The organism is Leptospira fluminis, assembly GCF_004771275.1.
GTDB lineage: Bacteria > Spirochaetota > Leptospiria > Leptospirales > Leptospiraceae > Leptospira_B > Leptospira_B fluminis.
In genome coordinates this window covers 132,924-147,600 of record NZ_RQEV01000015.1, presented here as the reverse complement: position 1 = coordinate 147,600, position 14,677 = coordinate 132,924, and the positions used below count along the sequence as shown (strand labels likewise).

Sequence of the window (14,677 nt, the reverse complement as noted above, 5' to 3'; positions counted from 1 at the left end):
GAAATCGACGGGGCCCTTCCTTCTCTCAGTGCGCCGGTCGAAAGTCTTTCAATTTCCCTTGGGCGGCGAGTTCCTTCCGGACCGCTTCCTGAACGTCTTTTCTGAGACCCAATTCGAAAAATACGTCCGCCACCACGAAGATAGGCGCGGATACGATCGCTTGAAACAGGTTATCGAACAAGGCCGGTCTACTTTTTTCGAAGATGAAGTGTCCGTAAAACTGTGCTCCCCAGCCTACCAACTGTGCCACTCCGAAGACCGTCCAAGCAGTGGATGCTTCCAGAGAAGCCGTTAGATAATGGGCAAGAGACAAAAGGGAACCGAAGACGAGAGCCGTGGTAAAGGCGAAAATAAAGTCTAGGGTGAAATAATAAGCCAACACTACCGCAGCAAAGATCGTCGCCGCAGTGATTTCGAAACCTGCCACCGAAAACAAAGTAAACCGGCTCAATACGAGGAACAAAGTAAACGTGATGGTGGGAACCCCCAAAACGTGGATCCAGATGTTCCTTTTTTCCTGGTGATACGCCGAGTAAAAGACCATCTCTTTTGCAAATCTCATGGTTGCACTCCCTAACGAAGATGTCTCCAGTATAAATCCATTCGGTTCGATTTCGCTTGAACGAATCTGCCTTTTTCCCAAAAAAATCCATTGCAGAATACTTGTTCGAAATAAAAGAGAGTAACGAATGGAAACTGTTTTTTTCGTACTTTCCAAGATTGCGGGGATCTTCCTATTTCCTTTGCCGATTTGTTTGATTTTGGCTTTCTGGGCCGGACTCAAGCTTCCGCAAAAGAAGCAAAGAATCGCAGTTTGCCTCCCTTTGCTACTTCTCTGGATCTGTTCTACGGATTCGTTTTCCCAATGGCTGGTTCAGGGATTAGAAGAGAAATATCCGCCGGTTTCCTCCAAAGAGCTCCCCAAAGCGGACGCGATCGTCGTACTGGGAGGAGCCGTGGACAATATGAACCTTTATTCGGACAGGCCTCAGTTGGGTCCTTCCGCGGAACGGATGACGGATGCGATTTTGTTATACAAAGAAGGAAAGGCGCCCCGCATCGTTTTTACCGGCGGCTCCGGAAATCTGCTCTTCCAAACCAAAAAAGAAGCGGAGTTCGCGGAGATTTTTTTCCTATCTTTCGGAATCCCTAAAACCGCGATTCTTTTGGAAAGCCAAAGCCGGAATACCAAGGAAAACGCGGAATATACCGCCGAGATCTTCCGCAAAAAGGGGTGGAAATCCCTGATTTTAATCACTTCCGCTTTTCACATGGAAAGGTCTTTGAGAGTGTTTCGTAAGACCGGGCTGAAAATTCATCCTTGGCCTACGGATTACAATTCCCAGATCAAAGTCCTAACTTTGGATTCCTTCATTCCCTCGGCCCACACCCTCGCGCTCACCAGCACTGTTTGGAAGGAGAGGATCGGACTCCTGGTTTACGACGCCCGCGAACGTATTTCCACTTTTCTTCCCCTTAGGCTCCGGTTTCCTTGGTCTAAGGACTAGCCAGTAAAAACGATGAACGTTAAATTCGCAATCCTCGCCGGTACAATCGCTCTCTCCTTGGGAGCCATCGCCTTTTTTTCCTCCAAAGAAACCTCTTATATCCTTTTGGATGCTTCGGAACTCGCCGCTCACCCCGCAAAGTACGACGGGGATGAATTGCTCCGAGTGCGAGGATTCGTAAAACTAGGGACCGTTGTCCGCGAGGGAAAAACCGCCAAATTCGTTCTGCAACTGAACGATCGGGAAGTCCCCGTGTATTTCACGGGAGCGACACTTCTCCCGGATGCGTTCAAGGAAGGCACTCGCGCCAGAGTGGACGGAGTCTGGAAAAACGGAACTCTCGTCGCGGATAGAGTAGAGGCAAAATGCGCTTCCAAATACGAAGCGGGTTATTCCGATCAGGAAGCCTCTGCAGAAGAATATGAAAGCGGGTCCCGATGAACGATTTCGGAGCGCTCTGCCTCATCACTTCTTTTTCCCTTCTTCTCTTTTCCATCGTTCAGACCTCTTACGGAATTTTCCGAAACGATCCGCAAGGAATCGAACTGGGACGATATACACTGATGACCAACTTCGGGGTGGTCTTGCTCGCCTTTGCGGTTTTGGTGGTCCAATTGGTCCGCACGGATCTCAGTAATTACTATGTGGCAATGCATTCGAGCGAGCACCTTCCCCTATTCTATAAGATGACTTCCGTATGGTCCGGTTCTTCGGGATCCCTTCTCTTCTGGAATCTTCTTCTCTCCTTTTTTACGTTTTTGGTCCTATGGCAGACCAGACAACTGGTCAACGATCGGGTTCCCATTATGAACCTGAGCCTAGCGGTGCTTGCCTGCTTTTTCTCTTTCTTGGCCATCTTCTTTCCGGACGCACAGCCTTTCCGGGAATTCCAACCCGCAGCGGCGGCCGGAAGAGGACTGAACCCTCTCCTACAGCACTGGGCCATGATCATCCATCCGCCCATACTGTACGTGGGCTACGTCAGCTTTGCGATTCCGTTTTCGATCGCTACTTCCGCTCTGATCACCGGACAACTCTCCGAAAACTGGTTCCGGTTCGTCCGTAGGTGGAGCATCTTTTCCTGGTTCTTTTTGGGAACGGGGATCCTATTAGGATCCAAATGGGCCTACGAAGAATTGGGCTGGGGAGGATATTGGGCCTGGGATCCGGTGGAGAACGCGAGTCTCATGCCCTGGCTTTTATCCACCGCATTCCTACATTCCATGATCATTCAGGAAAGAAGAGGAATGCTGAAATTCTGGAATATGCTCCTGATCATCCTGGCCTTCCATTTTTGTCTGCTCGGAACCTGGATCACAAGAAGCGGAGTTCTGGAAGGACCGCACTCCTTTTCCAAATCCACGATAGGCACCCCTTTCATCATATACATAGGGATCAGCTTTTTCGTATATTGCGGTTTTTTAATCTATAGAAGAAAGGAACTTTCCCCGGAAAGAAATCTGGAAGCAATGACTTCCAAGGAGGGAAGTTTCCTTCTGAACAACTTCCTACTGGTGATCGCCACTCTGTCCATTTTGTTGGGAGTGTTCTCGCCGCTTTTGTACGGCAGAGAATTCAAGGCGCCTTGGTTCAATTCTTGGGGAGTTCCTTCCGGAATTCTGCTGCTACTTTTGATGGGTTCCGCGCCTCTCTTAGCTTGGAGAAAAGGGGCGGATAAGATTTTCTTCGCCACGCTTTTCAAACCGCTGATCGCCGGAGTTCTCGGGGCTGCCGCTTATATCTTTTACTATTCTCGCAATTATTCCATTAGCGATTACAGCTTAGGCGACGTATTGGGAGAAGTCTACAGCGTGCTAACGGTGGGTCTGGCGGTCTTTACTCTAGCGGGCATCGCCCAGGAATACCATCGCGGAATCGCGGCCCGAAGGATCTCCTATCCGAAGGAAGGATATTTCACAGCCGGAATTCGGATGTTATTGAAGAATAAACGAAGATACGGCGGGTATCTGGTCCACCTCTCCATGGTGATTTTATTCGTCGGCTTGGCGGGAAACGCTTTCAAGCAGAATACCTCCGTCAAATTTTTCTACTTTTTGGAACTCCCGAGAGCAAACGAAGTCGTATATACCAGTCAGGATACCGCGGTGCTCGGGGATTACGTTATTGCCGCGAGCAGCCTAAAGATCAAACCCATCGTCAACGGGGATCCCAACGAAGGCGTCAATCACCGGAACGTGATCGTCACTCACGAGGCGACCTTCGAGGTAAAACGTCAATTGAAGGATTTCGCGACGATGGTCACCGAAAGAAGGTTTTATCCTCAGATTTCCCATTTGAGCGGAGATTTCGAAACTCATATCCCTACGAGCGAACCGGCAATAGCTTCCACTCCCAAGGAGGATCTGTACGTCCAACTAGGAGCGATCGAACACGCGGATCTATCCGACGAAAACCCGGATCTTCCCAGATTGTTCATGAGCTATTTCTTCACCCGAGATCCCGATCTCAAATCGGAACAATACCTGCGCTTTCCTAGACAGATCGTCGCGAATCTGGAGGTTTGGATCAACCCCATGGTCAAATTCATTTGGGCGGGTTCGCTTCTCTTTTTCCTTTCCGGTTTATTGATCCTGCTTCCGATCGGAGAGAATAGGCCGTGAAACTTTCGTTCATCCCAATAATTCTCTTTTTCGTATCTTCGCTTTCCGCCGAGTCCACGTTCACGAATCTGACCGATCCGCAGGAGATTCGAGCCTTTCACGACGTGACCGGAAGGATACGATGTATTTGCATTCCCTCCATCGCCATCAAGAGTTGTTCGTTTAACAACTGCACGGTCTCGGCCAAACTGAAAGTGTTCATCGAAAATCGGATCCGATCCGGAGAATCTGCGGATACGATCGTGGAAAAGATGGTAAAAGGATTCGGGCCCGACGCCGTCAAAGATCCGGTGATCGCGAAATTCATAGAATCCGGAAACACCGGAATGGCGGAAAGCGTGGTCTACGGATTCGGGCCCGATATTCTCGCCAAACCCGATTCAACTTGGATAGACGCGAGCTTATTTATGGCGGGAGCGTTGGGAATTCTACTGATGTTTCTCTATCTGAAAAAACGCACGGCCGCAAAAGCCTCGAATGCGAATCCGAGCCAGGAAAACGAAGCCTTTAGAAAATATCTTTCCGAAATAGAGGAGAAGCAGAAATAAATGGACTTTCTTTTGATATTCTTCTACCTCCTGCTCGCCGCACTGGTAGTGACTCCCTTTGCGTACGTGAGGTTCGTAAAGAGAGAGAACGGTTCGGAGCTGGAAACCGAAAAAAAGGAACTGGTCAATCGAAGGGAAGTTTTATTAGAAAATCTGAAAGATCTAAAAATCGAATTCGACACCGGAAAACTGACGGATCCCGAGTTCAAGTCCATCTCGGCGGGAATCGTACAGGAGTTGGAGGAACAGGATCGGAAAATCAAGACCTGGTCGGAAAAGAGCCCGCAACAATCCTCGGAGGAAAAGAATCCCGTTCCGAGACAAAAATATTGCCACCAATGCGGCTTCAAGATCGAATTAGTAGGCGCCAAATTCTGCCCCGAATGCGGCACCAAACTTCTATCCTAAAATCAATACACCAGAGTGATCCGGTAATCCCAGGACTTATTCCCGGCCTTCTCTATGGTATCCGATAAAGGCAATCGATAACTCAGTCGTCCCAGATTTACTTCCCCGCGATTGGAAGTACAGATCGAAGTGATCGGAAAGTTCACGCGAAAATTCATGGAATTCGTCCGAATCAAGCGTAAGGTTTCTCCGAAGACTTTCTTTTCTCCGTCCATCTGCATGGAATCCGCCGCGCGAGTGGCGGAAGGAAATTCCCTCTTGATATAGATCGTCCTCGCCTTCTCCTTTTTGATCTGCACGCTGCCGATCAAAATCCCTTCTATCTGGGTGATATCCGCGAATTCCACCTTATAATTCACCTTTGCCTTTTCCCGAAACGCTCCGGGCTCCGCTTCGGGACTTTCTAGTTTTTGAAAACTATAATCCTTCAAAACCACGCTTTTGGAAAAAAAACCCTTGTTTAGTCGGCTGAGGATCTCGTCCCTTCGCGTAGGCAAAAATTTGATTAGGGACTCGTCGGACTTTTTCTTTGTGGGGACGATGTAAGTCACCTCAAGCACCCCGGAAAGGTCAGGATTGATGGTCAGCACTTCTTCGTAATCGAAGCAACCGAGCAGCAAAAAGAAAAACGTCAAAAAGGAAATTCTACAGGCAAGTCTCCCCAAGGTCATACCTTCATTCGGGGGGACGGGGCGGAATTCGTCAATGGGAAAAGACGACCCCCGCAGGGCAAATGCGAGGGTCTCTTATTTTTAGAATTACTTGGAAACCGGGTAAGCTTCGTTTCCGTGTTCTAAAATATCCAATCCTTGGATTTCTTCGTCTTCGGAGACTCTTAAACCGATCGTATATTTTAGCGCAAGAAACAGAAGTGTGGAAGCTCCGAACGACCATACGAAGGCGAAAAGGATTCCGGTAATCTGAGTCACGACCGGACCGAAACCTCCTCCGAAAAAGAAGCCGTTGATTCCACCGTAAGCTTCTTCCGCAAATAAACCTGCGGCAAGAGTTCCCCAGGCGCCGCAGACTCCGTGTACGGAAACCGCTCCTACCGGGTCGTCTAACCGGATTCTATCGAAAAAGAGCACGCTGAATACCACGAGAACACCTGCCACCAAACCGATCACGACGGCGGAAGAAATGCTTACGTTCGCGCAAGGAGAAGTGATCGCCACCAATCCCGCCAGAGCTCCGTTCAAAGTCAGACCTATATCCGGTTTTTTGAATAGAATCCAGGTCGTCATCATCGCTGCAACCGCACCAGCGGCCGCGGCAAAGTTCGTAGTGACCGCGATGATCGCAAAAAGACCGCCGGTAACCGAAGTGGTGGAACCCGGATTGAATCCGAACCAACCCAACCAAAGTATGAACACTCCAAGGGCCGCGATCGTCATGTTGTGGCCTAGAATCGGAACCACTTTCCCGTCCTGGTATTTTCCGATTCTTGGTCCGAGAACCAGGGCACCGGCCAAGCCGGCCCATCCACCCACGGAGTGAACCACGGTGGAACCCGCAAAATCGATAAAGCCTTTCGTTTCCAGAAAACCCTTATTGAGACCGAACAAACCTGCCCACGCGGTGGAACCAAAGACAGGATAAATCAATGCGGAAATCACAACGGAGAAAATCACGTATGCGATGAATTTCGTGCGTTCCGCCATGGCTCCGGAAACGATCGTAGCGGCCGTTCCGGCAAACACGAGCTGGAAGATAAAAAACGTGAATCCGCCCGCGTCCGGCTTACCACCCTTAACGATCAAGCCGTCCGCTAGTCCCGGAATTCCGATGCCGAAGCCCGAAAGCAATTGCGGACCGAACATGATGGAGAATCCGATGAGCCAATATGCGAGCGAACCGATGGCAAAATCCATGAAGTTCTTCATCAGGATATTGACCGTGTTTTTTGCACGAGTAAATCCCGCTTCAACCAGCGCAAAACCCGCCTGCATGAAATACACTAGAAAAGCCGCAATCGCGGTCCACAACCAGTTCGTTTCGCTCCTAAGCGTCGTGATCATGGTGTTGAGCGTCGCGTTATCCGGCGTCGGAGCCGCCGCCGGTGTGGTTCCCTCCGCCCAAAGTCCACTCGCGGCGAGCGCGAGCATTAGTATTGCCAGTATGCGCATATTGTTTTAAGTCTCCTTTTCTCTCTAAAAATCATTCCTGACGGTTCCGTTTTTTACACTGCAGCTCTCTCCGCCGCATCTTCCGCCCCTTTCTTGCGGACCAATTCCTCCAACTTCTTCAAGGAGATCTTAAGATACTCGTTCGTAGGGGCGCTTTTCACTCCCTGCTGGAGAACTTTGATCGCCTTAGCGGTTTCGTTTTCCTTTAAGTAACATCTAGCCAAGCGTAGGCTAGACTTGGCATAGGTGTGGTCGATCGCTAAAGATCTCTTGAGCGCTTTCTTAGCTTCCGAAATGTTACCCAATTCGTAATATGCGCGACCCAGCAGATATTGGATATGCTCGGATTCCTCCCCGCTTGTCCGGACGTATTTCTCTATGAACTGAACGCCTTTTTCGAAGTTACGATCCCTGTAATACATCTTGCCGAGGAGGAGAAGACTGTCCTTCAGGGACTCGTCCATGGAAAAGACTTCGAGAGCCTTTTCGTACGCCATCTGATCTTTCTTACTCTTTGCGGCCGCTTTGGCTAAAGAAAGCACAGATCTTGCCTTTCCTAATTCCGGATTGCACTGCAACGCCAAGAGGGAAACGTCGTCCCCCGTTCTCATATCCCCTTTGAATCGTTTAAACCTACCGATTAAGGAACCTACTAGGTCCTCGATGAAAATCTTATCCCTCTGTTCCTCTATGGTCGCTTTTTCCTGGCGGATCCATTCTATGAATCGCTGGTTTCCGAGTTCCTGGCGGGCTTCGTTCTTCTGCTCCACGATTCCGTCGGTAGGAAGAAAGAGGATATCTCCGGGAAGAATCCTTCCGTGTTTTTCCTCGAAATTGTTGCGTTCCACTTCGAAGATACCGAGCGGGACTCCGGCAGTGTCCAGTTCCTCCACCCTACCGGTCATGGAATGGAAATGGAGCATCTTTTGGTGGGCGGCGTTCACGTAAGAGTACGTGTAATCGCTGTAAACCTTCAACACGAAAGCGGTAAAATAAGTTCCGTCCGGAAGTTGGGGACGGATCGATTCTCCGAGTTCGGCCAACATTTCGCCGAGACCCATACCCAAGGAAGTACATCTCTGGAACTGGTAGTGAATGGACATGGTTACCAAGGCGGCCGGGATTCCATGTCCGGAAACGTCCACGATAATCGCGGTGATGGAGTTCCCTTGACGGACAACGTTAAAATAATCACCGGACACTTCCGTCATAGGTTCGTAGTGGGTCCCGAAATGAAGACCGTTCCAAGCGAGAATGCGGGTCTCCACGATTTGACTCTGGACGTTGCGTCCCATACGCATGTCCCATTCGAGTTGTTTTAGGATTTGCGCCTCTCTTTCGTTCGCCAGGACCAAACCTTGGATCAGACGCACGCTCGTGATGGCCAAGGCGAGTTGGGATCCTAGGGCTTCCAGGATTTCCAGATCGTCTTCCCGGTAAAAAAATTCCGTATCGGATTCCACCGCGATCGTGCCGAGGCATTCCTCTTTGTACATGATCGGAACGCACATGATCGCACGGGTACTTTCCCCTTCGTCAATGTATTCGGGATGGTGGCTTAAGTCCTGGATGAGCAAAGGCATCCTCGTCTTAAAGGTGAATCCGGAATACCCTTCGTCCTGGCCGAGTTTCCTTCTAGGCGGATCCGTCTCCTTGAAGAATCGAACCGGATCCAGAAACTTTTCCCTCCACATTCGTAGCGTCGTATTGTCGCACTCGAAGATGTCTTTGCATAAACTGATGACGATATCGTAAAGGTCCTCTTCCTTATCCGCATTCGCGAATTCCTTGCTGATGTACAAAAGGATATCGATCTTATTCTTTTCCGTTAATCCTCCGACGACCTTTCTCGCACCGCGAAACGTGACGACCTTTCTTTGCCCAAATTTGAGTTCTATCATATCGGAATCCTACGAATCGGTATTTTGAAGATTCGCTTGGTTCTTTTTTAACGATATGCAATTAGCGTACCAAGAGACCAACCTACCAGATAATGCTCATAAAAAGGCTATTTAAGCAGATATTGCTTATTTAATGAGCATTATCTGCTTAGAAAAAGAAATGGAAATGGTTATTAAAGAGATAGGATGTATATATTTAAGGAAGAAATCTAGAATTATCTACGCAGTTTTTTCCATTTGGTCTGGAGGTTTCGGCGAATTTTTCCCATCCAGCCGATTTTTTTTCGAGTTCCGTTCTGCCTCAAAAAGATTTCGATTTTCGGAAAAAGCTCGTCCTCGGCCTTTTCCGCGAGAAGCAGACAGCCGTGCCCGTAATCCTCCGAAGCCCCGTTTTCCTTAGAAAGGACCAAAAAATCCTTGGTCTTAGCGCGAGCACGATCATAGACGAATTTCACCGAATCCGGCGTGGCAATTGCATCCCGAGCTCCGGCGACGAATAGGCTCGGAACCGTGATCTCCTTTTGCAGATCGATATAATCATAAAAGCCGTTGAGGGAGATCATTTTCTTGGTCTCGATCCAAGACATGAGTTGTTCGATCACGCCTTCGCTGATGTTCTCGATCGCGTTTTTCATGACCTTCTTCACCGTCTTGGCCTTCGTAGCTTTCGGATTGTAGAGTATTTCGTCCACCGGAGTAAAGATTTCCCCGGCAATGGGAGCGAGCATGGAAGCGCCGAATTTCAAATCCAGAACCTTCCGAGCCCTCGGAAATCTGGAAAGCAGACCGATCAAACTGAGTCCAAGGTGGTTCAGGTTTCCGGGACCTCCTAGGGAAACGAAGGCGGCCACCTTTTCCTTTTCCGCTTTGTCGCAGATCCCGAAAAAAGCGTACAAAATCATCGCCCCCATGGAGTGTCCGATCCAACTCACTCTCGGACTTCCGGTGAGTCTGGTCACTTTCTGGATGATCGCGGGAACGTCGTATTTGGCCATATCGTCGAAAGTAAAATCCTCATAACCGCTTCCACTTTCGTGGTAGGACGATCCGGCTCCTCTCAAGGAAACGGAATACACCTCGTATCCTCTCAGCTTCAGAAAAAAAGGAAGGGAATGTCTTTTGTCCAGATCGATCACGAATTTATTCGTCGCAATTCCGTGCACAACGATAACCGGAGCCAATTCGAGATTCGGTTGAGGAGGAATATGCCTGTGCAGCGCAATATTCCAACCGTCCTTAGTGCGTGCAAAATGAACTTCGTCCGCGATATCCTCCTGTCCGTATAGTCTGGAAATCCAGTCCAGCAGTATCGGATAAGAGAGCAATATCGCGATTAAAAAAACGGAAAACAGGATCGCAAGCGAGGAAGCGAAAATCGCGAACGCTACGATCGCCAGAAAAGTGGTGATAAGATAAAAAGGGCCTCTACGGTTCTTAAGGATTGCGATCACGATCCGAAATCATCCGAGGTCGAAAAGACGGTGTCAAGTCTTCCCGAACGTGCTTGCCCTGAATTTTCTCGGGATTAGAATGGCATCGGAACCTATTTTTCGAATCATGAATCGCAAGGTCGAATACAGAATTTATCGCTCCCCTTCCGGTTGGTACACGATGGTCATTCCCGCTCATTGGCAACACATCGTGATCGAAGGAATCCCGGCTTTCTTCGAAGAGGACGGCCCGGGGGCAATGCAGGTGTACGCGTTTGAAAACAAGGAAGGAAGTTTTGACGGAGAGGAGGAGATGGAGCGCTATTTAGTCACCCACGGAATCGTCTACGAGTCGGACAAAGCCGCCTTTTTCGAAAACAATGAAGGAGGCAAAATCATAGCCTGCGAATTTTTAAAGGAGGACGGAAGACATTGGATGGTCTATCTGGTCGCTTCCCGAAAAAAAATGATCCTGGTGACTTATAACGGGGACGAGGCTCCTTCCGAGGAATTGGCGGAAGACCTGACCGCGGTCGTCAGCTCCATCCGCATCCTATAATTATTCGATCTCCAAGGTGGAAGCGACCGCCTTCTTCCATCTTTCCAATTTCGCCTTCCTGACGGATTCCTCCATTTTCGGGCTAAAGACTTTATAACCTTTTTGTAAAGTCTTTAATTCCGCTTCGTCTTTCCAAAAACCGCAGGCCAGTCCGGCGAGATAAGCGGCTCCCGTCGCCGTCATATCCGGTTCGGGCGCTCTTTTTACATCCACTCGGCAAAAATCGGCCAGACATTGTAGTAAAATATCGGACTGGGAAACCCCTCCGTCCACCATGATCTCTTTTACCGGAACCTTGGTATCGTCCTTGATCCCTTCCAGGATTTCGTACAGTGAAAGGGAAATTCCCTCCAAGACCGCTCTCGCGACATGGCGTCTGTGAGTGGCCAATGATAATCCGAAAACGGAAGCCTTAGCTCTAGGATTGAAATACGGAAAGCGAATCCCGGAAGGCGTAGGAACGAATACGACCCCTTCCGTATCCTCTGTTTGGGCCGCAAGTTCGTTTAACACTTTAGGAGTGTCGGAAAGACCGATACCCTTTCCCAACCAGTCGATGAGAGTCCCGGCGGTTCCTATATAACCTTCCAACATATATTTGGGCTTTCCGGAAAGTCTCCACGCGACCATCGGGAAGAGTCCTCTTTTGGAAAGCTTGGGAGAATCGCCCATGTTCATGTCCACGAAGGCTCCCGAACCCTGGGAGATCTTTACTCCTCCTTTTTCGAAACAGCAATGACCGAATAAGGCCGCCATCTGATCGCCCACCACAGCACGAATCGGGACGGAAACCCCTCCGAACAGGGAAGGATCGGTCGTGCCGAAATCCGCACCAGTATCCTTTACGGTCGGAAAGATTCGTATGGGGATTCCGAAGATCGAACAAAGAGGAGCATTCCATTGAAGTTGAAACGGATTGAACATACCCGTCACGGTCGCGTTCGACGGATCGGTAACATGCTCTTTTCCATTCGTCAATCTGTACACGAACCAAGTATCCAGCGTGCCGAAGAGGATCTCCCCCCGCTTCGCTCTTTCTCTCAGTTCGGGCTGTTTATCGAAAACCCATTTCAAGCGGACTGAGGCGTGGTCCGTCGTGAATTTCAGCATGTATGTAGCGATCAACATCGGTTGACGAGTCAACCAGCTCGCGATTCTGGAAACGAATTGTATCGTTTTCCAAATTCCGTTTGCGTTCATTTCTTCCGCCGTATGCCCCGCGCGCACATCGGCCCAACTGATCAATCGGGTAAGAGGCTTTCCGCTCCGCTTGTCCCAGAGAAGAAACGATCCCCTTTGGTTGCAGATTCCGATCGCGGCGATACTGGAGGCGGAAATTCTTTTTTTGCGTAACGCTTTTCCCACTACGGATCGTAGCGCCTTCCATAGGACTTCCGGGTCGTGCTCGAGTTGGCCGGGTTCTTTGAGTATGGGTGGAGTTTTTTCGTACTGGCGTTCCGCAATCCTACCTTTTTTATCGTAAAGGATCGCGCGGATTCCGCTACCGCCGCTATCTATAGAGAGTATGAACTTTTCCTTAACGGATGCCATAGTCGAAATTTTCCTTTTCTTTCTGCAGGAAGAATTTAGAAGAACGGCATCTCGTCAATGAAGGTTTTGTTCCTTTACCAGGAAAATGAAAAGCCTGAGCGCTCGGATCGCGTCCATGAGTTCCGAATTCCGAAAATCCTTACGACGACGGTCCGAACGTTTCGGCAAGAAAAGTCCTAAGACTTTATACGAGTACCTCCCTCAAATGTCCGAGTAGGCCTGATTCCTTTATATGAACGATATCCTTGGGCATTTTGTGGTAGATCCTTTCCCTAGATTTTTCGTCCAACTTGCCTAGGATCATTCCCATAAAACCGGGTTCCGACACTAGGATAAAATTCGAAAAGGAATCCTTCTTTCTTTCTAAATTTACGAAATCGGAAAGTTTTCCCGCGAACGCTTCCGCAACTTTCTTTTTCGGTTCATGTTCCGAAGAAAAATCGAAATCCGAACGGGAACCGTGGCCGGATCCGGTAACCAATTCAGAATTACGTAATCGACCGTCCGGATTTTCCATGGATTGAACGAGTTTAAGCCCCTGCGCCGGTCCTTGGTATTCGAAAATTTTAGCCTCGCTTCGATTCGCAACCACCACCCACTTTTTTTTCATACAAGCTATCCTCCTGTTTACGAACCGATTCGCCTTCCGGAGAAGGACGGAAACGGTCCCATAGTTTTATACGAAGGAAAGTCTTCGTTCAATGATTTTTCCCGCTCTCCGCGGAATTCGAATCGGTTTTTATTCGAGCGATGCAAAAAGGGCTGAGATTCGAAATCTATACGCTCCTGTGCGTATCTATATAGAAATCGGCGGAGATTCTTCCCGATCCGTACAGGGAAAAATGTAATAACAGCAACAGGATCATACTTGCGTACGGTAGATTCGAACCGGCAGACATGAACCCTTCCTTGGAGTGAATAAACAGGACGGCGCCGATCAAAACGGGAAGCTGCAAAACGGCGGAGAAACGCGTCAATAATCCCGCGAAGAGCAAAACCCCTCCGCATATATGCGCGATGACTATATAATGGGCCATCAAGGCGGAAGCAAAAGGCGCATTATGCATTTCCATTAAACGAATCAACGCATCCGTATCCGACAAGAACTCCAATCCTTTATAAAGTAGAACTCCTCCGAGATACATCCGAATGATATCGATCCACCAATCCCGATGTTCGTCCAACCAGTGATTGACTCTATCCATGAGAACCTCCTCTGGAACGGGAAAAATTGTATTCCCGAACGAAAGAAAAGCAAGGGGGAAGAGAAAAAAAAGGATTCTATAACGAACGATCGATTAACCCAGGGGTTTCTAAACGCCAAAAGGAGACTATTTGCAGAGTATCTTACGACTTTCTAATCTACATTGGTAGGATTTTCCGTTTTTACTGAATTTTCCCCTACCCGCCCCGCCTCCGGAAAATTCGCCGCGAAACACCGAACCGTCCCGAAAAAAATAGGTTCCGAATCCGGATTTTTCGTCGGTAGACCAATTCCCTTCGTATTTATCTCCATCAGAATATACTAATATTCCTCTTCCCTGACGTTTTTCGTTCGAAAAATTTCCGAGGTACACGTCCCGGGTTTCGTACACGTAGATTCCTTCCCCGTTTTTGCAATTTCCCTTTTTGCAACCTAGTCCTTTTTTGGAATAACCTCTCAATTCCGAATCCCGATCCTCGGAAGGTCTTTTCTTTTCCACAGGTTTGCCTTGAGCGTCTTCGTCGAAATATTCACGAGCGGAAAGGTCGGGATCCATTTCCCGATCGTCTTTTTTCTTTTTCGGTTTGAGTCGTTCCAGTTCCGAATTGGTTTTCGGTTTCGGCTTTCCGCAACCCGACAAGAGAGGAAAGGAGAAAAATACCAAGGTGAAAAAACAAAGTAGCGCTAAAAGAAAGCGTTTCTTCCAAAAACGGTTTCCGGGTTTCGAGAACCGATTTTTATGCGCTGCAATTAGGGATCTTCGCTCCTGCATCTCCTCTCCTTCGGATTTCTTCGAAAGGAACACGAAGCGGAGGAGATTG

The 14,677-nt window shown here is 48.9% G+C and carries 15 protein-coding genes; 6 read left to right on the top strand and 9 right to left on the bottom strand.

All coding sequences use genetic code 11. The features are described from left to right. Positions 1-25: 25 nt before the first annotated feature. Positions 26-562: an Mpo1 family 2-hydroxy fatty acid dioxygenase gene (locus EHO61_RS15035; protein ID WP_135814382.1), complete on the bottom strand. Its 537-nt coding sequence runs from the start codon at positions 560-562 to the stop codon at positions 26-28. A 127-nt stretch (positions 563-689) separates the two neighbouring features. Here EHO61_RS15035 and EHO61_RS15030 point away from each other — a divergent pair, with 127 nt between their 5' ends. Genes EHO61_RS15030 through EHO61_RS15010 form a run of 5 tightly spaced genes read left to right on the top strand, consistent with a single transcriptional unit; the run spans position 690 to position 5,085 of the window. Further along, on the top strand, positions 690-1,508 hold the full coding sequence (locus tag EHO61_RS15030; protein WP_135814381.1) for a YdcF family protein: 819 nt from the start codon (positions 690-692) through the stop codon (positions 1,506-1,508). A 12-nt stretch (positions 1,509-1,520) separates the two neighbouring features. Beyond that, entirely contained in the window at positions 1,521-1,949 is a 429-nt protein-coding gene (locus tag EHO61_RS15025) for a cytochrome c maturation protein CcmE domain-containing protein (RefSeq protein ID WP_135769107.1), read from the top strand. After that, positions 1,946-4,129, top strand: coding sequence for a heme lyase CcmF/NrfE family subunit (locus EHO61_RS15020; protein WP_135814380.1), 2,184 nt, complete (start codon positions 1,946-1,948; stop codon positions 4,127-4,129). The genes EHO61_RS15025 and EHO61_RS15020 overlap by 4 nt, the downstream gene beginning before the upstream one ends. Further along, positions 4,126-4,677 (top strand): cytochrome c-type biogenesis protein CcmH, encoded by a 552-nt coding sequence (locus EHO61_RS15015; protein WP_135814379.1) that lies wholly within the window; start codon positions 4,126-4,128, stop codon positions 4,675-4,677. Before EHO61_RS15020 ends, EHO61_RS15015 begins: the two co-directional genes overlap by 4 nt. Continuing rightward, positions 4,678-5,085, top strand: a complete 408-nt coding sequence (locus EHO61_RS15010; protein ID WP_135814378.1) for a zinc ribbon domain-containing protein — start codon at positions 4,678-4,680, stop codon at positions 5,083-5,085. Between the two features lie 2 nt (positions 5,086-5,087). Here the strand turns inward: EHO61_RS15010 and EHO61_RS15005 are convergent, their stop codons facing one another. The 4 genes from EHO61_RS15005 to EHO61_RS14990 all read right to left on the bottom strand — a co-directional run bounded on the left by EHO61_RS15005 (position 5,088) and on the right by EHO61_RS14990 (position 10,563). Continuing rightward, positions 5,088-5,756 (bottom strand): LIC11874 family lipoprotein, encoded by a 669-nt coding sequence (locus EHO61_RS15005; RefSeq protein WP_135814377.1) that lies wholly within the window; start codon positions 5,754-5,756, stop codon positions 5,088-5,090. A gap of 87 nt (positions 5,757-5,843) precedes the next feature. Next, entirely contained in the window at positions 5,844-7,211 is a 1,368-nt protein-coding gene (locus EHO61_RS15000) for an ammonium transporter (RefSeq protein WP_135814376.1), read from the bottom strand. A gap of 53 nt (positions 7,212-7,264) precedes the next feature. Next, a complete protein-coding gene (locus EHO61_RS14995) occupies positions 7,265-9,112 on the bottom strand; it encodes a SpoIIE family protein phosphatase (RefSeq protein WP_135814375.1) in 1,848 nt (615 codons plus the stop codon). Positions 9,113-9,327: 215 nt separating this feature from the next. Beyond that, the gene (locus tag EHO61_RS14990) at positions 9,328-10,563 is read right to left on the bottom strand and encodes an alpha/beta fold hydrolase (protein ID WP_135814374.1); all 1,236 of its coding nucleotides are present in this window, start codon (positions 10,561-10,563) and stop codon (positions 9,328-9,330) included. 106 nt (positions 10,564-10,669) lie between these two features. Between EHO61_RS14990 and EHO61_RS14985 the strand changes: the two genes are divergently transcribed. Next, the gene (locus EHO61_RS14985; protein WP_135814373.1) at positions 10,670-11,101 is read left to right on the top strand and encodes a hypothetical protein; all 432 of its coding nucleotides are present in this window, start codon (positions 10,670-10,672) and stop codon (positions 11,099-11,101) included. On the opposite strand, the gene EHO61_RS14980 is transcribed toward EHO61_RS14985, so the two are convergent. From EHO61_RS14980 to EHO61_RS14965, 4 genes are all read right to left on the bottom strand, one after another. Continuing rightward, the gene (locus EHO61_RS14980; RefSeq protein WP_135814372.1) at positions 11,102-12,652 is read right to left on the bottom strand and encodes a glycerol kinase 5; all 1,551 of its coding nucleotides are present in this window, start codon (positions 12,650-12,652) and stop codon (positions 11,102-11,104) included. Between the two features lie 184 nt (positions 12,653-12,836). Further along, positions 12,837-13,262, bottom strand: a complete 426-nt coding sequence (locus EHO61_RS14975) for a host attachment protein (RefSeq protein ID WP_135814371.1) — start codon at positions 13,260-13,262, stop codon at positions 12,837-12,839. Between the two features lie 166 nt (positions 13,263-13,428). Further along, positions 13,429-13,857: a DoxX family protein gene (locus EHO61_RS14970; protein ID WP_135814370.1), complete on the bottom strand. Its 429-nt coding sequence runs from the start codon at positions 13,855-13,857 to the stop codon at positions 13,429-13,431. Positions 13,858-13,983: 126 nt separating this feature from the next. Continuing rightward, complete coding sequence (locus tag EHO61_RS14965) at positions 13,984-14,628, bottom strand: MORN repeat-containing protein (protein ID WP_135814369.1); 645 nt, start codon at positions 14,626-14,628, stop codon at positions 13,984-13,986. Positions 14,629-14,677 lie beyond the last annotated feature (49 nt).